This is a genomic window from Ruegeria sp. CE6, from assembly GCF_056537485.1.
Genome location: NZ_JBQFRR010000001.1, coordinates 1,712,314 through 1,736,612 on the forward strand (window position 1 = coordinate 1,712,314; position 24,299 = coordinate 1,736,612).

General features: G+C 58.4%; 21 protein-coding genes. 7 read left to right on the forward strand and 14 right to left on the reverse strand.

Annotated elements, in window-relative coordinates:
* Nucleotides 1–87: 87 nt before the first annotated feature.
* From ACR0DK_RS08230 to ACR0DK_RS08240, 3 genes are read right to left on the reverse strand one after another with little or no spacing between them, the layout of a single operon-like run.
* Complete coding sequence (locus ACR0DK_RS08230; RefSeq protein ID WP_480735625.1) at nt 88–972, reverse strand: esterase-like activity of phytase family protein; 885 nt, start codon at nt 970–972, stop codon at nt 88–90.
* A complete protein-coding gene (mepA, locus tag ACR0DK_RS08235; protein ID WP_170394937.1) occupies nt 945–1,808 on the reverse strand; it encodes a penicillin-insensitive murein endopeptidase in 864 nt (287 codons plus the stop codon). The genes ACR0DK_RS08230 and mepA overlap by 28 nt, the downstream gene beginning before the upstream one ends.
* Entirely contained in the window at nt 1,805–3,172 is a 1,368-nt protein-coding gene (locus ACR0DK_RS08240) for an MFS transporter (protein WP_480735628.1), read from the reverse strand. The genes mepA and ACR0DK_RS08240 overlap by 4 nt, the downstream gene beginning before the upstream one ends.
* Nucleotides 3,173–3,305: 133 nt before the next feature.
* Here ACR0DK_RS08240 and ACR0DK_RS08245 point away from each other — a divergent pair, with 133 nt between their 5' ends.
* From ACR0DK_RS08245 to yaaA, 3 genes are all read left to right on the forward strand, one after another.
* The gene (locus tag ACR0DK_RS08245; protein WP_170394943.1) at nt 3,306–3,593 is read left to right on the forward strand and encodes a YggT family protein; all 288 of its coding nucleotides are present in this window, start codon (nt 3,306–3,308) and stop codon (nt 3,591–3,593) included.
* A gap of 78 nt (nt 3,594–3,671) precedes the next feature.
* Entirely contained in the window at nt 3,672–5,711 is a 2,040-nt protein-coding gene (gene recQ, locus ACR0DK_RS08250; RefSeq protein WP_480735630.1) for a DNA helicase RecQ, read from the forward strand.
* A gap of 33 nt (nt 5,712–5,744) precedes the next feature.
* Complete coding sequence (gene yaaA, locus ACR0DK_RS08255) at nt 5,745–6,515, forward strand: peroxide stress protein YaaA (RefSeq protein WP_170426033.1); 771 nt, start codon at nt 5,745–5,747, stop codon at nt 6,513–6,515.
* Here the strand turns inward: yaaA and ACR0DK_RS08260 are convergent.
* The 6 genes from ACR0DK_RS08260 to ACR0DK_RS08285 all read right to left on the reverse strand — a co-directional run bounded on the left by ACR0DK_RS08260 (nt 6,506) and on the right by ACR0DK_RS08285 (nt 15,935).
* Nucleotides 6,506–6,967, reverse strand: a complete 462-nt coding sequence (locus ACR0DK_RS08260; RefSeq protein WP_170394950.1) for a VOC family protein — start codon at nt 6,965–6,967, stop codon at nt 6,506–6,508. The two genes, yaaA and ACR0DK_RS08260, sit on opposite strands and share 10 nt — an antisense overlap.
* A gap of 9 nt (nt 6,968–6,976) precedes the next feature.
* Nucleotides 6,977–9,190 carry a response regulator gene (locus tag ACR0DK_RS08265; RefSeq protein WP_480735633.1) on the reverse strand — a complete coding sequence of 738 codons (2,214 nt, stop codon included), beginning with the start codon at nt 9,188–9,190 and terminating at the stop codon, nt 6,977–6,979.
* Between the two features lie 67 nt (nt 9,191–9,257).
* Nucleotides 9,258–11,300, reverse strand: a complete 2,043-nt coding sequence (locus tag ACR0DK_RS08270) for a hypothetical protein (protein ID WP_480735635.1) — start codon at nt 11,298–11,300, stop codon at nt 9,258–9,260.
* On the reverse strand, nt 11,297–14,059 hold the full coding sequence (locus ACR0DK_RS08275; protein WP_223117238.1) for a DUF4159 domain-containing protein: 2,763 nt from the start codon (nt 14,057–14,059) through the stop codon (nt 11,297–11,299). Before ACR0DK_RS08275 ends, ACR0DK_RS08270 begins: the two co-directional genes overlap by 4 nt.
* Nucleotides 14,056–14,931, reverse strand: a complete 876-nt coding sequence (locus tag ACR0DK_RS08280; protein ID WP_480735638.1) for a DUF58 domain-containing protein — start codon at nt 14,929–14,931, stop codon at nt 14,056–14,058. The genes ACR0DK_RS08275 and ACR0DK_RS08280 overlap by 4 nt, the downstream gene beginning before the upstream one ends.
* Nucleotides 14,928–15,935 carry an AAA family ATPase gene (locus ACR0DK_RS08285; protein ID WP_170394959.1) on the reverse strand — a complete coding sequence of 336 codons (1,008 nt, stop codon included), beginning with the start codon at nt 15,933–15,935 and terminating at the stop codon, nt 14,928–14,930. Before ACR0DK_RS08285 ends, ACR0DK_RS08280 begins: the two co-directional genes overlap by 4 nt.
* A 64-nt stretch (nt 15,936–15,999) precedes the next feature.
* On the opposite strand from ACR0DK_RS08285, the gene ACR0DK_RS08290 reads away from it, so the two are divergent.
* On the forward strand, nt 16,000–16,578 hold the full coding sequence (locus tag ACR0DK_RS08290) for a DUF1285 domain-containing protein (RefSeq protein ID WP_255611964.1): 579 nt from the start codon (nt 16,000–16,002) through the stop codon (nt 16,576–16,578).
* Here the strand turns inward: ACR0DK_RS08290 and ACR0DK_RS08295 are convergent.
* Nucleotides 16,503–17,510: a DMT family transporter gene (locus tag ACR0DK_RS08295; RefSeq protein ID WP_255611966.1), complete on the reverse strand. Its 1,008-nt coding sequence runs from the start codon at nt 17,508–17,510 to the stop codon at nt 16,503–16,505. The two genes, ACR0DK_RS08290 and ACR0DK_RS08295, sit on opposite strands and share 76 nt — an antisense overlap.
* A gap of 179 nt (nt 17,511–17,689) precedes the next feature.
* Between ACR0DK_RS08295 and ACR0DK_RS08300 the strand changes: the two genes are divergently transcribed.
* The gene (locus tag ACR0DK_RS08300) at nt 17,690–18,445 is read left to right on the forward strand and encodes a hydroxypyruvate isomerase family protein (protein WP_480735641.1); all 756 of its coding nucleotides are present in this window, start codon (nt 17,690–17,692) and stop codon (nt 18,443–18,445) included.
* A 73-nt stretch (nt 18,446–18,518) separates the two neighbouring features.
* On the forward strand, nt 18,519–18,749 hold the full coding sequence (locus ACR0DK_RS08305; RefSeq protein ID WP_170408576.1) for a DUF2798 domain-containing protein: 231 nt from the start codon (nt 18,519–18,521) through the stop codon (nt 18,747–18,749).
* Nucleotides 18,750–18,794: 45 nt separating this feature from the next.
* Here the strand turns inward: ACR0DK_RS08305 and polA are convergent, their stop codons facing one another.
* From polA to ACR0DK_RS08320, 3 genes are all read right to left on the reverse strand, one after another.
* Entirely contained in the window at nt 18,795–21,596 is a 2,802-nt protein-coding gene (gene polA / locus ACR0DK_RS08310; protein ID WP_480735644.1) for a DNA polymerase I, read from the reverse strand.
* A gap of 104 nt (nt 21,597–21,700) precedes the next feature.
* The gene (locus tag ACR0DK_RS08315) at nt 21,701–22,363 is read right to left on the reverse strand and encodes a YrbL family protein (protein WP_170408578.1); all 663 of its coding nucleotides are present in this window, start codon (nt 22,361–22,363) and stop codon (nt 21,701–21,703) included.
* 44 nt (nt 22,364–22,407) lie between these two features.
* Nucleotides 22,408–22,593 carry a zinc-finger domain-containing protein gene (locus ACR0DK_RS08320; RefSeq protein ID WP_170394974.1) on the reverse strand — a complete coding sequence of 62 codons (186 nt, stop codon included), beginning with the start codon at nt 22,591–22,593 and terminating at the stop codon, nt 22,408–22,410.
* An 87-nt stretch (nt 22,594–22,680) separates the two neighbouring features.
* On the opposite strand from ACR0DK_RS08320, the gene ACR0DK_RS08325 reads away from it, so the two are divergent.
* A complete protein-coding gene (locus ACR0DK_RS08325; RefSeq protein WP_170395098.1) occupies nt 22,681–23,673 on the forward strand; it encodes an ABC transporter ATP-binding protein in 993 nt (330 codons plus the stop codon).
* Here the strand turns inward: ACR0DK_RS08325 and ACR0DK_RS08330 are convergent.
* Nucleotides 23,670–24,137 carry a DUF1203 domain-containing protein gene (locus ACR0DK_RS08330; protein ID WP_170394977.1) on the reverse strand — a complete coding sequence of 156 codons (468 nt, stop codon included), beginning with the start codon at nt 24,135–24,137 and terminating at the stop codon, nt 23,670–23,672. The genes ACR0DK_RS08325 and ACR0DK_RS08330 overlap by 4 nt on opposite strands.
* Nucleotides 24,138–24,299 lie beyond the last annotated feature (162 nt).

A 24,299-nucleotide genomic window follows, 5' to 3' on the forward strand; every position in this document is an offset into this window, starting at 1 on the left:
AGATGCCCGTTTTGACAAGGTAGCGGCGACTTGGCCCCAGGCTCATCCCGAGGCAGGCCGTGCGTTTAGACCTTTGTCTGCCGCCTGTCAATCAGGCAGCAAGTATTCGACCAATTCAGTGCGTTGCAGAAAGAAGAAGTTGTCGTCGGAAATCATCGTTGCGCGCAGCCGCCCCTGCACATCGCGCCAGACAGAAAGGCCCTCGAGATTGTCATGCGTCCCGGTGCTGGTTTCGAACAGAATCTCTTGTGACACGGGTGCATCATCTGCGATCACCCAGCGCCGCAGTCGCGAGTGGAAGCCGAAAAATGACACCGCGCGCTCTAACACATACAAACGCCCATCGGGCCCAAAATCTGCCGCAACCGGCAGGAACCTTCCACTCGGCGGCAAAACAAACGGCCTTGTCCAGTGGTGGCCATCCCACCGATAGACGAGGATTTTACCGTCTGCGGTGCGGGATTTCTCGGTCAGGGTGTAAAGCCTGCCCCGATCATCGATCGCCAATGCTTCGAACGAGCCATTGCGCTCTAAATCATGAAAAGCCTCCGGGCGGGGCAATACCTTGGCTTTGGCCCCCGGTGTGGAATAATGGACCACTCGGTGCACACCTTCGAACGAGATATATAGGCTCCCATCCGGAGCGACAGCGATCCCTTCGGAATCCCCTGCCCGACCGCTCAGGCTGCGCCCTTTGCTCGAGAAGATGGGTCCGTATCTCAGTATCTGGATATTCCTGATTTGGTCTCCATCCCGGTTGATCCGCGCGGTCACAAGCCTCGACCGGTCGCCGAGCACGATCATTTGCCGGCCGTTTTCCGACAAATGAAGGGCCGAGAACCCGCCAAACCAACCGGCACTGTTGTTCCAGTCAAATCGGGCTAGAAGCGTTGCCGGGCTGGTACCAACTGCCGAAACGGCACTGGCCAACAGCGTTGCAACAATCAGTTGGATTGCAAGACTGCGGCGCATTGCTGGGGAAGGTCCGCCATTCGATATTCACGACGTTTCTTGGGCGGCGGCGCATTTGGATCAGGTGGCGGTGGGTTCAGAATATTGCGCACCCATTGCTGCGCCTCGGCGCAACCATCACCCTTGGGTGGCGGGTCCTGATTTACACAGCCTTTCGATCCTTTCGGGCATTTCAGCCGCACGTGGAAATGATAGTGATGTCCCCACCATGGCCGGATCTTGCGCAGATAGGCTTTGTTGCCCTTCTCGTCATTGCACATCTGCACCTTTGCACCCGGGAATACGAAGATCCGGGCAACGCGCTTGTCCTTGGCGGCTTCGCGCAATACCGCATGGTGCTGCTTGGTCCAGTTGCCGTTTACATACGCGCCGTTCGCGCGGCGCAAGGATATAGACGAGATATTCTCGCGTGCTTTGCGGCTTAGGCGCATGTTATCGCCCGGCAGCATCCAGATATCGATATCCAAACCCAACTGGTGCGAACGATGGCCCGAGGTCATCGGCCCACCCCGCGGTTGGCTGATATCCCCGATATAGAGACCATTCCACCCCGGTTGTTTCGCGGCAAACCGGCTGAGATCCTGCACATAGTCGATCGCCTGAGGATGCCCCCAATTGCGATTGCGCGACAGGCGCATGGCTTGCCAAGTTGGCCCGGTTTCAGGGAGTTGCACCGACCCGGCGGCGCACCCGCGCGAATAACTGCCGAATGCGGCAGATTTTTGCTGCGACCCAACCTTCTGGGCTCCGAATAACTGTTTGGCCAAGGGCTGTGCCGTAGCCACGCCTGCCAGTGCTATTGCGGCCAGAACGGCCAAAAAACGTAGTAAAATCATCTGCTCTGATCCCCTTCCGGTTTCACCCAGCGCATCAGGACTAGGCCCAGAATAAACAACAGAATGATCGGTGACACCCCCAGTCTTGCACTACCGGTTGCTGCTGTTGCTATTCCGATCAATAGCGGCGCTGCAAAGGCGGTCGCCCGACCCGAAAGCCCGTACAGCCCAAAACTCTCGACCGGGGTGGCGGGATCAGAATGGCGTACCATCATTGAACGGCTGGCGGATTGCAGAATACCTCCCATGCCGCCGATCAGAACTCCGCACCCGAAGAACGCCATGTCCGGCAGGCCCGAGCCTACGGGTAATGAAATTCCGTAGATCTGTGTTCGATCCATCGACACAACCGTTACGCAGACAAAGATCAGAACCCAAATCGCAACCAATATCACCGGTTTAGGGCCGTATTTGCAATCCATCTTGCCGCCGATCCATGCAAAGATGGCCGAGGCCAGAACGCTGACGATCCCAAATACGCCGATTTTTATCAGGTCCCATTCAAGCACCAGCCGCGCGTAGACGCCTCCGAAACTGTATAGCCCGTTCAACGCGTCGCGATAGAACATCGACGACCCCAGATAGGTCGCCAGACTGACCCGGTGACGCAGCGCCGCCACGGACTTGCCCAGCAAGCGCAGCGCCTCACCCACGCTACCCTGTTTGTTGGTCTCAGGATCATCCCGAACCCACAGGAAATACGGCACCATGAACAACACGAACCATCCAGCGGTGAAGGGGCCGACAAACCGCGTCCCTTCACGCGTTGCCGCATCCAGCCCGAACAACGGATCCATACCAATCAAGGTCTTGCCGTTGGGCTGTTCAACAAACAGCGCCAGCATGATGGCCAGCGACAGCAGGCCTCCGAAATAGCCGAAGGCGAAGCCCGAACCTGAAATCTCGCCCACTTCTCTATCGTCACCCAGATCGGGCAGCTGAGAGTTGATGAAGATCAGTGCATATTCTGCGCCCACAAAGCCCAGACCAAAAGCCGACAGCATCAACCACATGTTCGAGCCATCGGGCATCGTGTACCACAACGCGGCAGACCCCACCGCGTACATCACCGAAAACCCGAGAATCCACGGGATGCGCCGACCCGAAACATCCGCCATCGCGCCCAACAGGGGCGCTCCGAACGCGATGATCAGCCCAGTTATGGTCAGGCAATTCGCCCAGACGGTCTGCGCCAGCGCCGCCGCAGCATCGGTGTCTAATCCGGTATTCGCATAGTATTGAGCCGCCACCCCGGCGAAATAGGGGCCAAAGACAAAGGTCACCAGCAGTGTATGGAACGGCTGGCTGGCCCAGTCGAAAAACCACCAGCCCCAGATGCGCTTACGCTTGGAAATCTCCGCCATCTCTGCCCCATATTATTATTGTTGCGATCATAAGACGGGGCTTTGGGTCAATTCGCAAGCGTTCTGTTGGGGCGCACTTGCTCTTTGCGGCTGTGACGCTTAGGTCTCAGGACAATTGACGAACGGAGTGCCCATGCTGTCGCTGATCCAAATCCTTCTGCTGATCCTGGACATTGTCTGGTTCATCATCCTTGCCCATGTGATCATGAGCTGGCTGATCAACTTCCAGGTGCTGAACCTGCACCAGCAACTGGTGGCGCAAATCTGGTACGGACTGAACCGTTTGTTAGAGCCGATCTACGGCCCCATTCGCCGCATTCTGCCCGCCATGGGCGGTCTGGATCTGACCCCTCTGGTGGTGCTGATCGGAGTCTATGCGTTGCGGATCATCCTGATCAACAACGCGGTCTATTTCTACTGACCTCTTGTTCACCGAATCTTAGTATGTGATGGTCCTGTCTTAAGAGCAGATAAACCATAAAACAGGACCCTCCGTCGCATGTTCGACTCCGCACCCTTGTTGCGAGACGTTTTCGGATTCGACGACTTCCGCCCCGGTCAGGAAGAGATCGTCGACGCCGTGACCGCAGGTGAAAACGTGCTGGCGATCATGCCCACTGGTGGGGGCAAGTCCTTATGTTTCCAATTACCTGCGTTGCTGCGAGACGGCGTGACTGTTGTGATCTCTCCGCTGATCGCCTTGATGCGCGATCAGGTGCGTGGGCTGCAGGAAGCCGGTGTCGAGGCGGGCGCGCTCACCTCGGGCAACACCCCCGAAGAAACTGATGCGGTGTGGGACGCATTAGAGGCTGGGCGGCTCAAGCTTCTGTATATGGCGCCCGAGCGTCTGGCCGCCGGGTCGGCGCTGGGGATGCTGCGCAGGATCAACGTCAATCTGATCGCGGTGGATGAGGCCCATTGTGTCAGCCAATGGGGCCACGATTTCCGCCCTGATTATCTGCGGATCGGAAAGCTGCGGCGCGCTTTGAATGTTCCCCTCGCCGCGTTCACCGCGACAGCGGATGCGGAAACGCAGGACGAGATCGTCGAAAAACTGTTCGACGGTGTTGAGCCGCGCAAGTTCCTGCGGGGGTTCGACAGGCCCAATATCCATCTGGCTTTTGCCGCCAAGGATGGACCGCGCAAACAGATCCTCGATTTCGCTGCCGCGCGTAAAACCCAATCCGGCATCGTCTATTGCGGGACCCGCAACAAGACCGAGGTGCTGGCGCAAGCCCTGCGCGCCGAAGGTCACACGGCCTGCCACTATCACGGCGGGATGGAGGCCGAGGATCGCCGCATCGTGGAAGCTCGCTTTGCGCGCGAGGACGGGCTGATTGTCGTCGCTACGGTCGCCTTTGGCATGGGTATCGACAAGCCGGACATCCGCTGGGTCGCCCATGCGGATTTGCCGAAATCGATCGAGGCCTATTATCAAGAAATCGGTCGCGCCGGACGCGATGGTGGACCAGCCGAGACCCTGACCCTGTTCGGGCCTGACGATATCCGACTACGACGCTCACAGATCGACGAAGGACTGGCCCCACCTGAACGGCGCATGGCGGATCATGCGCGTCTTAACGCGCTGCTGGGATTGGCCGAAGCACTGAAATGCCGCCGCCAGACCTTGCTGGGGTATTTTGGGGAACAGGCTGAACCCTGCGGCAAGTGCGATCTCTGCGACAACCCGCCCGAAGTCTTCGACGGCACAACGCCCGTCCGCATGGCTCTGTCCGCCATGCTACGCACCGAGGAATGGTTCGGCGCAGGTCATCTGATCGACATTCTGCTTGCCAACGAGACCGATAAAATTCGCGCACGGCGACACGACAATCTGTCCACCTACGGCATCGGCAAGGACTGGTCGCGCACGCAATGGCAAGCGATCTTCAGGCAGATGATGGGCCATGATTTGGTGCGCCCCGACCCTGAACGCCACGGCGCGCTGCGTATGACAGAAACCGCCAAACCCATCCTGAAAGGTGAGGCGTTGATCGATCTGCGCAAGGATACCATCCGCAAAGCCACCCGACGACCCGCTGTCAAAGCGATGGTGTCCGAGGAAGACGCGCCGCTGCTCTCGGCGCTCAAGGCCAAGCGGCGCGCACTGGCCGAGGCCGCTCGGGTCCCGGCTTATGTTATTTTTCCTGATCGCACCCTAATTGAGATGGCAGAAACCCGACCTGCAAATCTGGACGACATGGCGCGGATCAGCGGTATTGGGTCAAAGAAACTGGAGCGCTATGGTTCCACTTTCCTTGAGGTGCTGACCGGCGCGGTAGAAGAATTGCACCCGGCGCGGCGCAAGCTTGCCGGCCGCAATCAGGGCGACATTTACGATCAGTTGCTTGAGGTTCAATCGCAATTGTCGCGTGGCCCCGACGGGATCGACAAACCGCTAAGCTGTACGGCCTCGCAACTGGCGAAAGTGGCGCAACTGCACCCGGATGATCCACGAGCGATGGAGCAGGTTCTGGGTGACCGTCGTCACGAAAGGTTTGGCGCGGCGTTTCTGGACGTGCTGCAACAGGCGGGCTAGATACGCCTGAGCAGGCGAGAAACGAGGACGGATATGCTGGTAGTGATTTCCCCGGCCAAGCGGCTGGATTGGGCTGAACGAAACGTCGAAGTGACACAACCCGATTTTCAGGATGACGCGATCCGCTTGTCGAAGACAGCACGCAATCTGACATTGGGCGATCTGAAAAAACTGATGGACCTGAGCGATGATCTGGCCCGCCTGAACCGCGACCGGTATCGTATGTTCTCGGACGCGCCCGATGCGGAGACGACGCGCCCTGCCGCACTGGCGTTTGCGGGCGATACCTATCAAGGGCTTGAAGCCGCATCGCTGGATGCCGACGAAATGGCCTGGGCACAGGATCACCTGCGCATTCTGTCCGGGCTTTATGGCGTATTGCGCCCGCTGGATGCCATACAGGCCTACCGGCTTGAGATGGGTAGTAAACTGAAAACCAGACGCGGAAAAAACCTGTACGAATATTGGCGCGATCAGCTAAGCAAGGTGCTGAACGCGCAGGCCGCCGAAACTGACAGCAAGGTTCTGGTGAACTGCGCCAGTCAGGAATACTTCGGCGCGGTCGACCTGAAGGCACTGAAGCTGCCCGTTGTGACCCCGGTCTTCATGGAGGACAAGGGCGGCACCCCCAAGATCGTCAGCTTCTTCGCCAAGAAAGCGCGCGGTGCGATGGCACGCTACATCATCCAGCACCGCCTGACCGATCCCATTGGCCTGTTGGATTTCGACAGCGGTGGTTATGAATACAGGGCAGATCTGTCTGACGACTACAAACCTGTGTTTGTTCGCCCCTATCAGGCCTGATCGAGCAGTGAAGAGTCGTAGGCTACAAGCTCAACGGTGTTCCCTTCGGGGTCTTGGGTGAAGATACCGCGCCAGCCGATCCAGCCAAAATGCTCGACCCGATAAGGCTGGTCGATCTGGTCGTACCAGCGCATGACAGCATCTTGTTCGACAAAGGGCAGCGACAGCGCGATATGGTGCAGGGCCGAGGCGCCCCCTGTTACTGGCACTGCCGCGCCAGTCTGGCCCGATCCACGCTCAGAGCCAACAGACTGGTGAAACAGGGCCAGCACCTGTGTATGTCCACCAAACCCTTCGGCAATCCGAAAAAAGGTGATGGCGCTGTTATGGTCGCCTTGCAATCGCTGCAACCCGATCACCTTCTCATAGAAATACACCATTGCCGCCATATCGGCGCAGCGAATTGCAATCTCACCCAATCCCCGGGGGCGAAAACCGCGCTCATCTGACATAAATCGATCCTATTCCGTACTTTCACCTTCTGCACCGACCAATTGGGCATCGGCTGGACGATGTTCCAGTATCATCTTGTGGATCAGTTTCTTGTGCAACGGTTTGGTCATGTAATGATCAAGCCCGGCTGCCAGTATGCCCTGATCATCCCCTGTCATGGCATGGGCCGTCAGGGCCACTATGGGAACATGTCGATCCGTTCCGATCTCGCGCCGCCGGATTTCACCCGTCGCCTCTTTCCCATCCATCTTGGGCATCGAGATATCCATGAAAATCAGGTCCGGGTCGAAACTGGCGAAGGTTTCGATCGCTTCCAACCCATTGGAGACGAATTTCAAATCGATATTCAGAGCTTTGGTCATCTTTTGCAGGATCAGTTGATTGGTTCGATTGTCCTCGGCTGCCAGAACCCGCATCAGCCTCTGATTCTGCGGAACTCGCGCATGAGTCTCGGGATCAGCGACGCGATCGTCACTGCGATCCGACTTGAATACAGGAGCACCCAGCGCCATCAGCCGTGAATACAGCTCGGCGCGAGGAATGGGCTTTTGCAACACGCCGTCAATCAGGCGATGGGCCGGGTCGGCATGAATCACACCCGGATTGGCCGACATCACCACAATTGGCAGATCACCCCATCCTTTGTCGCGCAGTGTTGTGGCGAGTTCCAGACCGTCCATGTCCGGCAGATCGTGATCGCACAGCACCAGATCAATAGTTTTGTCCATTGCAGAAAGCGCTTCAGCCCCTGTTGAACATGTGAGCGCCTGAGACCCAAGGCGGCTCAGTTGCTTGGTCAAAATGGCGCGGTTGACGGCCATATCCTCGACCACCAGAACCCGGCCCAACTGCCCCGCCAGATCAGGCGGAACGGGCTGCGGACCCTCAGCCGTGGGCAGTGTGATACGGAAACCAAAGCAAGATCCTTTGCCCGCGTCACTTTCGACCCAGACGGCACCGCCCATCATCGAGATCAGCCGCTTGGTGATTGCCAGCCCCAAACCCGTGCCTTCGAATTGGCGGTTCTGAGCATCCTCAACCTGATTGAATTCACCAAAGATGTGCGGGACCTTGTCGGCTTTGATTCCGATACCCGTATCCTCGATGGCCACGTGGATGTCGCAGGTTTCAGTTGTCGCGTCAGGAACACCGGTCACCCGGATAAGGACATGGCCCTGCGCGGTAAACTTCACTGCATTGCCGACAAGGTTGGTCAGAATCTGCCGAATCCGCCCCGGATCACCCACAAAAAGCGTCGGCAGGAACAGGTCATAGTCCACTAGCAAGGTCAGGCCCTTGTCGCGTACGCTGGGTTGCAACAGCATCGCGACCTCAAGGATACAGCGCTCCAAATCGAACTGTTCGGGGTGCAGCGTCAACTTGTCGGCCTCGATCTTGGAATAGTCGAGAACATCGTTGATGATGACCAGCAAAGCCTCGCCCGAATTGCGAATTGTGCTTACATAGAGCCTTTGTTCTTCGTTCATCGGGGTTTCGGTCAGCAGTTCGGTCATGCCGACGATCCCGTTCATCGGCGTGCGAATCTCATGACTCATATTGGCCAGAAAGGCGGATTTGGCGCGGTTTGCGGCCTCGGCCCGTTCACGCGCGGCGTTCAGCTCGGCCTCATGCCGGACCGAGGCTGTGATGTTCAACGCAAGGCTCAGCACGTCACCGCCGTGGCCCCGCTGATCAATCAGCCGGATATACTGGCCGTTCCACAACTGGATCACCTCGGGTTCGGGGTGCGGTTGCACCCAGCGTGCAAGCATGCGCGCCTGCCAGTCCGCGATATTTTCCGCGCCGATGTCCACGATCCCTTCATGGGTCAGAACTTCGAGAATACGCGTGTAGCTGATCCCCGGCGCGACCTCTTCCAGCCCATCGAAAACGCTTAGGTAAGCGGCGTTGGCACCGATCAGTGTGTTGTTGCCGTCGAAAAAGGCAAACCCGTCAGGGATGGTCTGGATCGAGTGCCACAGGCGGCGTTCAGCCACTTCGATCTTGGCATTGGCTACGGTCAGATCGGATTTGACCTTTTCGTTTTCATCGCGAACCGTCGCAACCTCGGCCTGAGTCTCATCGATCTGACGTGTCAATGCGATAGCATGACGTCCCAATTTGCGGTTGGCAGCAGACAACTCGGCCTGTTTCAGATGCAACAACCGCTCGGCCGCCAGTCGTGCGCGCCGTTCCTGCGCCAGTTTCTCAGCAAGACTCATGTAAAGTTTTCCCGCGATAATCTGCTCAGAGCATCGCGGTAGAGCATGAAAAAGTGCTTAAGCAGCGTTAGCGACGTCCCTCACGCAACCAACCGGCCAAGAGGAACCCACCGGCCAGCAACAGCACCAGCCAGGGTGGAAGCAACCCGGCCTGTGTAACATCGCGGGTTTCATAGGCGTCGCGCGGGGTCAGACCGATCCAGCCCCGACCTGCTGCCGGCCGGCCCGCACGGACATTCCGGATTGAGGGCAGACCCTCTTCCAACCGGATCGTTCCTCCGCGCAGGCTGGCCAGAACGGGGCTTAGAATCTCATCGGTCGCGATCGTGCGCTCGAATTCCTTTGGTGCAGCAGGACCAAGACCGATCACGGCGGAATGCGCACCCTCTTCCAGACGGTACAGGCCAATTTCAGGGCCGAAGTACTGCGCCTCGAACCGACCGGGCGAGACTTCGTTTAGCGTAATCTCCAAGGTGTCGCCGTTGGGGAGGGTGACGGTGACTGGGCCAACCTCATCCTCCAGCGTTTGACGGATAATGCGCATGGACTGGCCGTTCGCTTCGGCCCACAGCGCCTCTTCCTCAAGCTCGGGTTCTTTCATCATCCAATGCGCCAGCCTGCGGAGTAGTTCCAACTGCGGGCCACCGCCCTCAAAGCCGCGGCTCCATAGCCAGGCGTGGTCTGATGCCATCAGCGCTACACGGCCTTCACCCACGCGATCCAACAGCAGCAACGGACGATCATCCACGCCGGTCATGAGCATATTGCCGGATAGCTGGCTGACATCGATCTGGCGCAGCCAAGCACCCCAAGTCTCAGCATCGCCCAGATCAGCAGTAACCGGATGACGCTGGCCCAGATCGGTGACCATGGGCACGTACCGTTCCTCGTAAACCCGCGCACTGGGTTTTGCGGGCAGGACCGGCCCAAGAGGGGATCGGTACAGGCTGTCCGCCGTGGCAAAATCAGGGCCAGCAGCGACCAGCACCGCGCCACCATTGACGATATAGTCGCCAACATTATCCAGATAGATCGCAGGCAGGATGCCGCGCCGTTTGTAGCGGTCAAAGATGATCAGGTCGAAATCATTGATCTTCTCCAGAAACAACTCTCGCGTTGGGAAGGCAATCAGTGAGAGCTCATCCACCGGTACGCCATCCTGTTTTTCCGGCGGCCGGAGGATGGTAAAATGGACCAAATCAACCGAGCTGTCAGATTTCAGCAGGTTGCGCCAAGTACGCCCGCCCGGATGCGGCTCGCCCGATACCAGCAGAACACGCAGGCGATCCCGCACACCGTTCATCTGGATCAGAGCCGTGTTGTTGCGGTCGGTCAGTTCGCCCTCGGCCTGCGGGACCGTGAACTGGATGACGTTCCGACCACCATGCGGCAGCGTGATCGGGAGCTCGACGTCCAGACCGATTGGAATGGTGAACTGCTCGGGTTCACCTCCATCGACGGAAATCTCAAGCGGAGCGTTTGCAACTCCGGCAGGCGCAGCCCCAGTGTCTTCGACGCGCAGGGTCAGGGTCACGGGTTCACCGATAATGGCGAAGGCTGGGGCGTTACGCACGATCAGGCGCCGATCCCAATCGCCTTCGCGCCCAGTCTGTAACAGATGCATTGGAGCAGGCAGGTCGGGTGCCAGGTCTGCATCATGAACGATGCCGTCTGACACCACGATAATGCCCGCAATCCGCGCACGGGGTTCTTCGGCCAGTGCCGCGTTCAGCGCAGCCATGACCTGCGTGCCCTCGTCACCATCGCCGTCACCAACCTGGATGCGGCGCAGCTCGGTATTGTCTCGCGCTTCGATCTCGGTCACGAGGTCGTTGGCAGCCTGAGCAGTCTGTTCGGCACGATCCGATAGGGTTTGACTGGCGCTTTCATCTTCGATCATCAACACGATGTCGGTAAGCGGCGCGCGATCTTCGACCTGATAAACAGGACCGCTAAGCGCCCCGAGGATGACCAGGGCCGCCAAGCCGCGCAGGGCCCAGCCCGACAGACCGCGCCAAAGCGCCAGAACCACACCTGACATGGCAATCAATGCCACGGCTGCCAGAAACGGCAACGGGATTAGCGGGTCAAAGATGACGGTTCCGGTCATTGTCCCAACCTGTCTAAAAGCGCGGGCACGTGAACCTGATCGGATTTGTAATTCCCGGTCAGCACATGCATTACCAGATTAACCCCAAACCGATTGGCCAACTCGCGCTGTCGTTCTCCGGCATAACCGCGACCCACGGGCAATAGGGACTGACCGTTGCGATCCACCGCCCAGGCCCCGGCCCAGTCATTACCGCCGATCACCACCGGGGTCACGTTATCGTTGAGGTTTCGGAAGGGCATTCCTTCGATCTGCTCGGCATCGGGTGGCGCGGCCTCGACCCAGACCTCGGTGCCAGAATATCGTCCGGGGAAATCCTGCAGCAGATAAAAGGCGCGGGTCAGGACATGATCACGCGGGACAGGCTCTAATGAGGGGATATTCAACGGGGCGGCCAGTTGTTGCAGCTTGCGCCCATTGGGGCTGGACGCCCCGAAACCGGCGATATCGGCGTCGCGCGTATCAAATAAAATCATCCCGCCCGAACGCAGATAGGCGTTCAGCTTTGCATAGGCTTCAACCGAGGGCTGTGGCTGGTCCGGAGTAACAGGCCAATAGAGCAGCGGAAAGAATGCAAGCTCATCACGTTCAAGGTCGATGCCAATCGGATCGGCGGGTTCGACCGAAGTGCGAAAATGCAGCGTCTGCACCAACCCGCGCAGCCCGGCCAGCGCGATATCGTCGACCTGAGCATTCCCGGTAAGTACATGCGCCAGCACAAGCTCATGCGTCGCGTTCAATGCAAAATCGGTGTCTTCAGGGGTCTGTGCCCGCACCTCAGGGGCAAGGAACAGGGCAGCAAGCGCAAATGCAACAGGGGTTGCCTTGGCCAAGCGCCCCGACAACGCCAAAGACGCAATCACATCGATTGTCAGCAACAACAGTGCAAGGCCAAGCAACAGCCCTTCCAACGGAGTCTCATTGCTGATCTCCTGACCCCGGATTGGGACGTCAGACGGCCAGATCACCGGGGATAGTACAGCATCCTCGGCAAGAACATTCCGCGCCAGTTTCTGCTTGCCGTTTTCATAAAGCCCCGGGCGCAGGTCCGGCCCGATTTGCCCAGAAACCAGTTCGACTCCATCGACACCGGGCAGCGTTCCTGCGTCAGTCAAAACACCGAAGCCATCCATTATTTGAATCGGCTCCCATACGGTGCCCTGCATCTGAGCCTCTTGACGCGATTTGGCAGCAGAGGCAACGGCAAGCCGGTCGAGCATTTCGACAAACAGCCCGGACAGCGGAAGGCTGGACCATTCCGCATCAGCCGTGACATGGAACAGAACCACCTGCCCCAGCCCCAGCGGTTTTCGGGTCACCAATGGTGTGCCATCCGACAGTGATGCAATGACCCGGTCCGCCAAATTAGGATCTGGTTGTGCCATGACCTGAGTGGTCACAGAGACGTCCGCAGGAATCTCCAACCCATAGAACGGCGAGTTTTCAGTGAACGGAGCAAGCCCCTTCGCTTCACCCCAGCTCATGGCGCCGCCGACCGAGCGGCCACCGCTACGAAGTCGAACCGGCAACAGTGCATCCTCAGTATCGCGCCCCAGATCGCTGGCGGCCATGCGTGGGCCGGCAAAGCGCAGCAGCAGGCCGCCCTGTTCAACCCATTCGACGACTTCAGCCTGTTCCGACTCGGACAGCTTGGCCACATCCGCCAATACGATCACATCCGGGTTCGCGGGGAGAACCTCGGCCAGGCCGCCTTCGACAAAATCAGCGGTCGGAATCAGTACCTGTGTCAGGTAGTGAAGCGGCGACAGTAACTCTAACCCTTCGCGGTTCAGGGTACCTGCGATCAATGCCACTTCGCGCCGACGCAGGCTGTCATCTGTCAGTGTAATGGCACCGGCAGAGCGCTGGCCTTGAATCTCGAACCGTGTAATGCGTGCGCGCAGTTCCGATGGAAGCGCAAGATCAATTTCCGCCTGCGTTGAGCCGTTTTCGAACTCAAGATTGGTCGATTGCAGCACCCGCATTGCTCCTGCCGGGTCGCGCCCTTGCGCCAGAACGGTGACTCTTTCCTCTGGTCCTGGATTAGCGCGCTGTACGCTGAGTCGGATTGCGCCGTCCTGATAGGTGGCGGGCAAGATCGCGGTAACGGGTGCAGTGGATTGGTAGACAATCACGTCCCCACGCGCCTGAAGGGCAGAAGTCAAACGATCATGGCCGACATAGGACAGACGGTCGCTGAACCAATGGGTGTCGAAGCCACCTTCAACCTGTCCCAACGCGATCAGAGTTTGGTCAATCTGCGCTTGGGTTGGTTGCCACGGCATCGGTGTAAGGCCCGGCAGACGCCCACGCCACGCCTCGGCGGCCTGAAACACAGGTGCCTCAGGCTCAGTCAGACGCAAGATCGACACAGGACGACCCGCCCGCCCGGCTTCCGTCAATTGCGCATCAATCTGATCAAGTGTCGAGGACCAACGTGTCGCGCCCCCCCAGCTTGCATCCAGCACCAGCAGAAGCGGCCCGGATCCGGTCTCATCGCGTGAGGGGTTCAACACCGGCCCTGCCAGCCCGATGATGATCGCTGCGGCTGCCAGCATCCGCAGTAGCAGCAACCACCATGGTGTACGGTCCGAAACGCTTTCATCATCCTTAAGGCCCAGCAACAAGGTAACCGCAGGGAACAGTCGGCGGATCGGCGCAGGCGGAACAGCGCGCAGGATCAGCCACAGGATCGGCAGGGTCAAAAGGCCCAGCAGCACCCATGGCGCGGTAAAGCCGATGCCTGCAAGAACCGTCATTGCGCACCCCCATCTAAGGCGCGATAAAGCCACAACAGAGCCGATTGAGCAATGTCACCGGTGTGATGGAGCCCCATCTGCCATCCGGTCGCACGACAAAGCTGCGTCAGCGCGTCCTTACGCTGCGCAAGGCGATCCAGATAACGATCACGCAGGTCTGCGGCCTTCAAGGTTTCATGTCGAGCGGTGCCACCAACACTTTCAAAAATGGTACGTCCCGAATAGGGAAAGGACTCCTCGCTGGGGTCCAGAACCTGCAGCAACACGCCGCGCACGCCCCGGTCAGCGGCTTTGGTAAGGGCCAGCTCGACCTCGTCCAGCGGCCCAAGAAAATCCGAGATAAACACCGCACGCGCATGCGGGATCATGGCGCGGTGTTCGGGTGGCGCGTAATCGGTTTGCGCATCTTCAGACCAGGCTTGGGCCAGCCGAATGATCTGAGCATTCCCCCTGCGCGGGGGCAGCGTCGTGCCAGTCAGACCAACGCGCTCGCCGCCACGCACAAGCAAGATAGCGGTCGACAGCCCCAGCAGGCGCGCACGATCGGCCTTGGTCGGCAAGTTCTTGTCCGAAGCAAACCGCATCGACGCGCCCTGATCGACCCAAAGCATGATCGACTGTGCAATCTGCCATTCGCGCTCACGTACAAACTGCTGATCACCACGGGCCGAACGGCGATGGTCGATCAACCGGCGACTGTCGCCAATCTGCGCAGGGCGGTACTGCCAGAAATCATCCCCCAGACCCGAGCGTCTCCGCCCGTGATCGCCCAATAACACGGTTCCGGCCAGATGCTCGGCACGCGCCAATAACGGCGGCAACCGGGACGCTTCGACCTCGGAGCGTTCGCGAAGGGTCTGGGCGGCGCTCACGCCGCGGCCTCTGTTCGGACCAGCCCAGTAGCGGTGGACTCAATCAGGTCAGAGAGGCTGTCACCACGTGCCCGCGCCGCGAAGTTCAACGCCATACGGTGGCTGAGAACCGGACGGGCCATGGTCAGAACATCCTCGGCATTGGGGGCCAAACGGCCTTCCAGCATCGCATTTGCGCGCACGGTCATCATCAGAGCCTGCGCAGCGCGCGGTCCGGGACCCCAGGCAACAGTTTCCTTCACTCGCTCTGACACACCTGCCTCATCCGGGCGGAAGGCGCGGACCAGATCGAGGATCAGTTCGACAACCGACTCTCCTACAGGCATCCGGCGCAACAGAACCTGTGCGGCCAGCAATTCCTCTTTGGTGAAAATCTGATGCGCCTCGGCTTCCTCGACCCCCGTGGTAGCCAGCAGAATATCTCGCTCGGTCTGGCGATCCGGATATTCCACGTCGACCTGCACTAGAAACCGGTCCAGTTGAGCTTCGGGCAATGGATAGGTCCCTTCCTGCTCAATCGGGTTCTGCGTTGCCAGCACATGGAACGGTACGCCCAATTCGCGGTCTTCGCCCGCGACTGTCACCGTACGCTCTTGCATCGCCTGCAACAGCGCCGATTGGGTCCGGGGACTGGCACGGTTGATCTCATCCGCCATCAGCAACTCACAGAAAATCGGGCCGGAGATGAACCGGAAATGGCGGCTGCCATCTTCGGCAGTATCCAGCACTTCCGAGCCCAGAATATCAGCAGGCATCAGGTCCGGCGTGAACTGGATGCGGTTGCCATGCAGGCCCATCACGGTCGAAAGCGTCTCGACCAACCGCGTCTTGCCCAGCCCCGGCAGACCGATCAGCAGCGCGTGACCGCCGCACAAAAGCGCGGTCAGGGTCAGGTCCACGACCTTCTCCTGCCCGATAAAGCGGCGGGTGATCGAGGATTTGGCCTCTTGCAGCTTGTTTTCCAGCGCTTCGATCTCGGACACGAGGTCGGCAGGTTCGGACATGAGGTTCCCTTCCGTGGACTGTTATGATTGAAGTGTATCGCGCTGAGAGGAAATGGCAAAAGCAATGAGCGGACAAAAACCCGTGACCCCTTCACCTGACGGTCTGGCGGCTTCGGTCAAAGCGGCCAAAACGCGGGGTTTGCCGCCCGTTCACCTATGGAATCCTCCGTTTTGTGGCGATCTGGACATTCGGATCGCCAAAGATGGCACTTGGAGTTATCTAGGGTCACCGATCAACAGGGTCGAGCTTGTTAAGCTATTTTCCTCAATTCTTAAGAAAGAAGAGGGTAGGTACTTTCTCGTCACTCCCGCTGAAAAGGTGGGAATCACCGTCGAGGATGCGCCGTTTGTTGCCGTTGATTTTGAGCATGAGGGACAAGGCGAAGCCCAACGTCTGACTTTTACGACGCAAGTGGGCGATACAGCCATCGCCGGGCCCGATCACCCGATCCGCATTGTCCTAAATACGGAAACTGATGAGCCCTCACCCTACATATTGGTGCGCGCGAATCTTGAGGCGCGCATTGATCGCAAGAGCTTTTACCGGTTGGTCGAGATCGCCAGACATCACGACGGTTGGTTTGGTGTCTGGTCGGACGGCCAGTTTTTCCCACTGATCGCATCTGATGTGCTAGAGGATTGAACCGGTCGCGGTTTGCGGTCCTGCGCCAGCACGACCGCAAGCGCCACCAGCGACGCGCCCAGCGCGCGGGTCCAGTTCCAGTCCTCGCCCAGCGCCATCATGATCACCATCACATAAAATGGCGCGATATTGATGTGGAATGACGCCAGGGCGACCCCCAGTTTTCCCACTGATGCTATGAAGAAAAATTGGCTCAGGCCCAGTGAGAACAGTGCGTAGAACACCAACATACCCATCTGCGCCACATCTACGGGGCGTGTAGGCATGACCTCTAGCCCCAGCAATCCGGCTAACGGTACTAGAATGGCTGCGGTCGACAATCCTCCGACCAATGTAATGGTGCTACGGCCCAACTGGCTAAGCTCGGGGAAGTCGCGCGCAGTGGCCATGCTGGCCCAACAGAACAGCGCGGTAGACACCACTGCGCACATCGCGCCCAGTCCTAATTGTGCCGGTGCCACCGCGCTGGTGGCAATCAGGCCGCCAATGATTGAAATCACCAATCCCAGCGCAAAGCTCCAGCGCAATCGCCGCGTTCCCGCCACAAGCTCCATGATCGTAGCAATCAAAGGCGCACACGAGGCGATAATGGCAACGGTAACTGGGTCGGTCAGCTTCTGCGCCACAAGGATCAGGAACATCCCCGACCCTAGCCCCAAACCGCCGACCATGAGGGCATGGCCCCAACGGGCGCGCAATACCTGAGCCGGTCCGTCCAGAATCAGCCAGATTGGTACCATGACCAACACCGCAAGAGACATCCGTGCTGCGAACAGGGCGATAGGTGGCCAGCTTTGCAATAGGATCTCAGCCGCCGGGAAACCCGCCGCCCACGTCAGCATCGAAGCCACCGCCAGCGTATTTCCGGTGAACGCGGTCTGTCGACCGTCAGATACAGCTATAGCGGTCCCGCGCGCGGGTTCAGGGCTCATGGCCATCGTGATCAGACCTTATTGTTGGCGCGGCCCTCGCAACGGGATACCGCTCGAGCCTGATGGTCCCTGATTCGAAAGCCTTTATCTGGCCGATTTTCGACAATCTGTCGTTTTCAGTCTCTTTCACGTGGCCGTCGTGATCGCTAGGCTCTGCAAAGTTCGACACCGGATGCCCGATGCCCAGATTTGCCGCCAATCTTTCACTGCTGTTTGCAGAACTGCCCTATCTCGACCGGTTTCAAGCCGCCGCGCAGGCCGGGTTTACGGCTGTTGAAATTCTCTTCCCCTACGACCTCGCGGCCAAAGAGACCCGCCGCGCGCTGCTGTCCAGCGGGCTTGATCTGGTGCTGATCAACGCCCCGCCCCCGAATTATACCGGCGGTGAACCGGGTTACGCCGCCATGCCCGGCAGCTCTGACAGGTTTAAGTCCGATATCCGGCGCGTTCTGCGCTACGCGGATGTGCTGCGGCCAGAGATGATTCACGTTATGGCCGGATACGCTTCCGGCCCCGAGGCCCTGCGTTGTTTTGTCGAGAACCTGAAATGGGCGGCAGATCTTGCGCCGGCACAGCGGTTTACAATCGAACCGCTCAACCCCGTATCGCAACCCGGTTACTTCCTGAACAATTATGATCTGGCCGCCGAAGTGCTGGACCGCGTCGACCGCGCAAATGTCGGCCTACAATATGACAGTTTTCATGCGCAGATGATCCACGGCGACGCGCTGGCGATTTGGCACCGTTTTCAGCCCCGTATTGTCCATGCACAGATCGGGGCTGCGCCGGATCGCTCGGAACCCGGGCTGGGTACAATGGACTTTGCCGCGTTGTTTGCTGCGATGGACCAGTCGGATTACAGCGGCTGGGTCAGCGCCGAATACAACTCCTCAACTCGGCGGACTGAGGACTCACTGGCTTGGCTACAGTATTAAACCCTGCATGAACGCTGGATTTTCAGACTGAAATGGCGCAATTGAGGGCATCGACACGCCAAGGATGCCTCGCATGATATCTGCCCGCTATGCCAATGCCCTGTTCGCCTTGATCATGTCCGGCCTGATGTCCTGCGTCGTCACCGGCATAGCCACGCTCAAAGCTATCGGCTTCAGCCCTTCAACACTCGGAGACTGGATGGCCTCTTGGGCCTTTTGCTGGCCTATCGCCTTTACCGTCATCCTGACGCTGGGCCCTTTCGTAAAACGCCTGATCGCCCGCCTGGTCAGGCCAGAAGCCTGACCCGCTGCAAAGAGGGCCCGCAGGGCTTGATGAGCAGCGCCGCCCCTAATGGGCCTCGGCCCAGTTCGCGCCTTGTCCGGCATCCGCGACCAGCTTAATATCCAGCTTCACTGCCGGATCTGCTGCCCCTTCCATCACCGCGCGCGCGACCGAAATGGTTTGATCCACAGCCTCTTCAGCCACTTCGAACAGCAACTCGTCATGCACCTGCAACAGCATCTTGGCGGGCAAGCCGTTGATCGCATCCGGCATCCTCACCATCGCGCGCCGGATCACATCTGCTGCCGTCCCTTGGATCGGAGCATTGATCGCAGCACGACGCGAGAACCCGGCATGCGGCCCCTTGGCATTGATCTCGGGTGTATGGATTTTCCGGCCGAACAGGGTCTGGACATAGCCATTCTCTTTGGCAAACGCGATCGTGTCGTCCATATAGCGCCGGATGCCGGGGAAACGTTCGAAATAGCGATCGATGAAACCCTGCGCATCCGCCCGGGGAATGCGCAGATTGCGCGCCAGCCCAAAGCCCGAAATGCCGTAGATCACACCAAAGTTGATCGCCTTGGCCTGACGACGGATATCCGGCGTCATCTCGTCCAACGGTACATCAAACATCTCGGACGCCGTCATTGCGTGAATGTCCAAACCATCCGCAAACGCCTGTTTCAGGGTCGGAATATCGGCGATATGGGCCAGAATCCGTAGCTCAATCTGGCTGTAATCAAGGCTGACCAGCACATTGCCCGGCTCGGCAATGAACGCCTCACGTATGCGCCGACCTTCCTCAGTCCGCACCGGAATGTTTTGCAGGTTCGGATCGGTCGAGGCCAAACGGCCCGTATTCGCCCCCGTAATCGAATATGACGTATGCACCCGGCCCGTATCAGGATTGATATGGGTCTGCAGCGCGTCCGTATAGGTCGATTTCAGCTTGGAGAGTTGCCGCCAGTCCAGCACCCGGCGCGGCAGTTCATGTTCCGTTGCAAGGTCCTCAAGAATGTCCGCTCCGGTCGAGTACTTACCGGTCTTGCCCTTCTTGCCGCCCTCAAGCCCCATTTTGTCGAACAGGATTTCACCCAGTTGTGCTGGCGAACCGACGTTAAAGTTCTCACCCGCCAATTCGTGGATTTCAGCCTCTAATCCGGCCATTTTCTGCGCAAATGCATTTGACATTCGGCTGAGAACATCGCGATCGACCTTGATGCCATGCATCTCCATTTCTTTGAGGACCGGCACCAATGGACGTTCAAGTGTTTCATACACCGTCGTCACCTGCACCTGATGCAACTGCGGCTTGAACAATTTCCACAGGCGAAGGGTGATGTCCGCATCCTCGGCAGCGTAGGCCGTGGCCTCGTCAATCGGCACCTTGTCGAAAGTGATTGCAGACTTGCCCGAGCCAAGCAGAGGTTTGATGGGAATCGGCGTATGGCTCAGATAGCGTTCAGATAGCGTATCCATGCCATGCCCATGCTCACCGCCATGCATGGCGTAGGACATCAGCATCGTGTCGTCGATGGGGGCAACGTCGACGCCATATCGATTAAAGATCTTGGCATCGTATTTCATGTTCTGTCCGATCTTCAGGATCGACGGATCCTCAAACATCGGTTTCAGCAAGTTTAGAGCCTCATCCAGCGGCATCTGTCCATCGGCCAGCGCATCCGATCCGAACAGATCATCGGTCGCGCTTTCACGGTGAGTCAACGGGATGTAACAAGCCTCACCCGCCTCGACACATAGCGAAATCCCGACCAAATCGGCGATCATCTCATTCAGGCCAGTGGTCTCGGTATCCACCGCAACCCAGCCGCGCTCGTATGCCTGATCGATCCTTTTCTGCAATGCCGCAGCATCGCGCACGCATTCGTATTTCGATGCATCAAATGGGACGTCTTCGGCCTGTGACTCCGCCTCAGGCGTGGATATCTCGGGGATGACGGGGGACTCAACGCCCAGCTTGTCAGCAATGCGTTTGGTGAGCGTCCGAAATTCCATCTCTGCTAGAAACTTCATCAAAGTCTCAGCATCGGGATCCTTCACCTCAAGGTCATCCAGAGTGAAATCCAACGGTGTGTTTTCATCCAATTGCACAAGTTTCTTCGAAAGCTCGATCTGGTCGCGCTTTTCGATCAGAGTCTGGCGGCGCTTGGGCTGTTTGATCTCTTCAGCGCGATCCAGCAGGGTTTCCAGATCGCCATATTCATTGATCAACAGCGCCGCCGTCTTCACACCAATGCCCGGAGCGCCCGGTACGTTATCCACCGAATCCCCGGCCAAAGCCTGCACATCGACAACCCGCTCGGGCCCGACGCCGAACTTCTCAACCACCCCATCGCGATCGATCCGCTTGTTCTTCATCGCATCCAGCATCTCGACACCGCCGCCCACAAGCTGCATCAGGTCTTTGTCAGAACTGACGATGGTCACCCGCCCACCGGCCTCACGCGCCTGAACGGCGAGGGTCGCGATGATGTCGTCGGCTTCATAGCCTTCAAGTTCTTTGCAGGCGATGTTGAACGCCTTGGTGGCTTCGCGAGTCAGCGGCATTTGCGGGCGCAAATCCTCGGGCATCGCTTCACGGTTGGCCTTGTAGAGATCATACAGGTCATTACGGAACGTATGCGAGCCCTTGTCGAAGATCACCGCAACATGGGTCGGCGCATCCGGCCCGGCGTTCCCTTCGACATATTTCTGCAGCATGTTGCAAAAGCCCGACACGGCCCCAATTGGTAGCCCATCCGATTTCCGCGTCAACGGCGGTAAAGCGTGATAGGCGCGGAAGATAAAGGCTGATCCATCAATCAGATGCAGATGGCAGCCTTTTCCGAATTGGGTGGTGGTCATATGAGGCTCCTGCGCTGGGTTGCGCCAAGTTGTACAGAAGGGCTGCACGAAAGACGAGGCCGCCTGGCAAATTCGTTGCGACCTAATTTGCCCGTGGTCTGGCCTTAGCTATTCGAAAAGGTGCGCTTATCCGCATTCCAAGCCAAACCTGCTTTTTGCGCGATCAACGAGAACTGTTTGTTCAGCGAGCGATCATTCAGACGTTGGGACAGGCTGCGCAGTGGGATGAGGTTCCGCTCACCATATCCATCGATCAGGAAGCAGGCCGGACCAGCGCCCCTTGTCCCGTAGACAATATTCGAACTTTTGACGTCGCGCGCGACGATGTGAAGGTCAAACATCTGCCCGACGAATGCATTCAGCGCATCTAAAACCGGGGCGTCCAATCCACTACGGCAGACTTCATACAGCTTTGGTGCAAGCCCGCCATCAAGGCCAGAAATGCGCTCAACCACAACCCCCGCCCCATGCGTCGTCTGAACCACGCCCAACATCCTGGACAGGGGTGAACGCTCAATTTCTGTCCCGAGTTTCAGCGATACCCGCAGCTCGCATTCCAGCTCTTTTAGCGTGCTGCGATACTGCGCCTCGGGGAACAGTTTCCATGCCAGTCGCTTGCCAAGCCTGTGCGAGACACGATCTTGGGACCGGGTAAAAACTTTGATCAGAAGGTCAGGATGACCGGGAAAGTCATAGACACTGCGCACAGTCCCGTTCGCGATTGGCTGGCTGTCGGAAAGGTCAATCGTTTTGGCTGTGAACAGCATTATCCATCCTCGCCAGTTACGACCGCCTGCCGTCCTGATCGCCCTTACGCGTCCTGACCAGAGTCCTCACCACGCAGCACGTATTTGCAATCGCAATAGGGGCACTCGACCCAACCAGTGTCTTCGGGAATCTGCAGCCAGACGCGCGGATGACCCAGCGCACCCTCGCCACCATCGCAGGCGACGCGGGTAATTTCGACAATCTTGGTTTCCGGCGCTTCGATGGTCACGGCTGGCGATCCTTCTTTGGTTGTCGGCCTCGCGGGCATGTATTAGGTGCGTTTATGGGCGATGAGCAAACCGGGGGCAAGGGCCACATGTCCGATGCGGCAATCACAATCAGATCACTGCGCAAGACCTATCGCGGCGGCAAGGGCCAGCCCGAGAAACAGGCTTTGAAAGGGATCGACCTGACGGTGCCGCAGGGGTCCGTTTTCGGTCTGCTTGGCCCGAATGGAGCCGGCAAATCGACCCTGATCAACATTCTGGCGGGGCTGGTGGTCAAAACGTCTGGCAGCGTCTCGATCTGGGGCTTCGACCAGGATCAAAACCCGCGCCAATCCCGCGCCGCCATCGGCGTGATGCCTCAGGAATTGAACCTTGATCCGTTCTTTACACCTCGAGGCGCATTAGAAGTTCAGGCCGGGCTGTACGGTGTTCCCAAGTCTGATCGGCGAAGCGATGAGATCCTCGACCTCGTTGGCCTTGCCGACAAGGCCGAGGCCTATGCGCGCACGCTCTCGGGCGGAATGCGGCGGCGTCTGCTGCTGGCCAAAGCGCTGGTGCACCATCCCAAGATTCTGGTGCTCGACGAACCCACGGCGGGTGTGGATATTGAACTGCGACAGATGCTTTGGGCCAATGTGCGCAAGCTGAACGAACAGGGCATGACCATCATCCTGACCACGCACTATCTGGAAGAAGCGCAAGAGATGTGTGACGAGATCGCCATTATCAATCACGGCGAAAAGATCGCACAAGACAGCACGGCCAATCTGCTGGGCCGCATGGACAGCCGAACCATGGTGATCGTGCCGGATAGCCCCATTCAGACTCTGCCTGTAGCGGATAACGTGATTGCAGCGCAACGTGAGAACGGCGACCTTGTGCTGCAATACCACAGCAACCTAACTACAGCCGAGCAGGTGCTGGAATCTGTACGTCAGGCCGATATTCGCATCCAGGACGTCCGCACTGAAGAAGCTGATCTTGAGGATGTGTTCCTTGCGTTGACCTCCAGTCGGGTCGACGACGCAACTGTCAACGACCCGAACCAACCACATCGGGGGATGCACCGCGTCAAGCTTTAGACACGATCGATCCGTGCGTGATAACAGTTGTTCAGAGCAGATCGGATGTGGATGTAAGCGACTTCAGCGCGTGAGAAGATTTTTTCAGCCGCCTCATGCAACTGCGCCTGTGGGGTGATGATCCCGGTTCCATAGACAATTCGGTCGTCCGGACCATACCCTTTGATCAGGTAGTTGGGCGAGTCGGTCAACGCCTCGGGCAGCACATCCTCACTTTCATAGCGTGCGCAGGGGTCGGCACAAAGGAAGATCGGTCCAGTCTCTGCATAAGGCTGCGTTTCCGGGAAGGGTCGGTGCGCCAACACCAGCATCTCTTTGCCTTCCGGTATGTATTTCAAACAATGACGGCATGGGTTGCCCGCCCCATTGGAAATCGCGCGCTCTGGTGGGTTTCCATATCCATCCGGCGCACCGGCGCGATATGCCTGGACCTGCTGTGTTGGTAGGGCTGAAATTCCGTGCATGATGTTTCTCCTTGATTTGAGATGATCATGGCAATCGCTTGTTTTGGACTCGACCCGTTTCCTGCGTATTGCAAAATCTGCAACCCTGCTTGCAAAAGAATGTTAGCGATAAAATAAGGGCTACCCGTCAGACCAATTTGGGTCTAAGCAAACATCAAACAC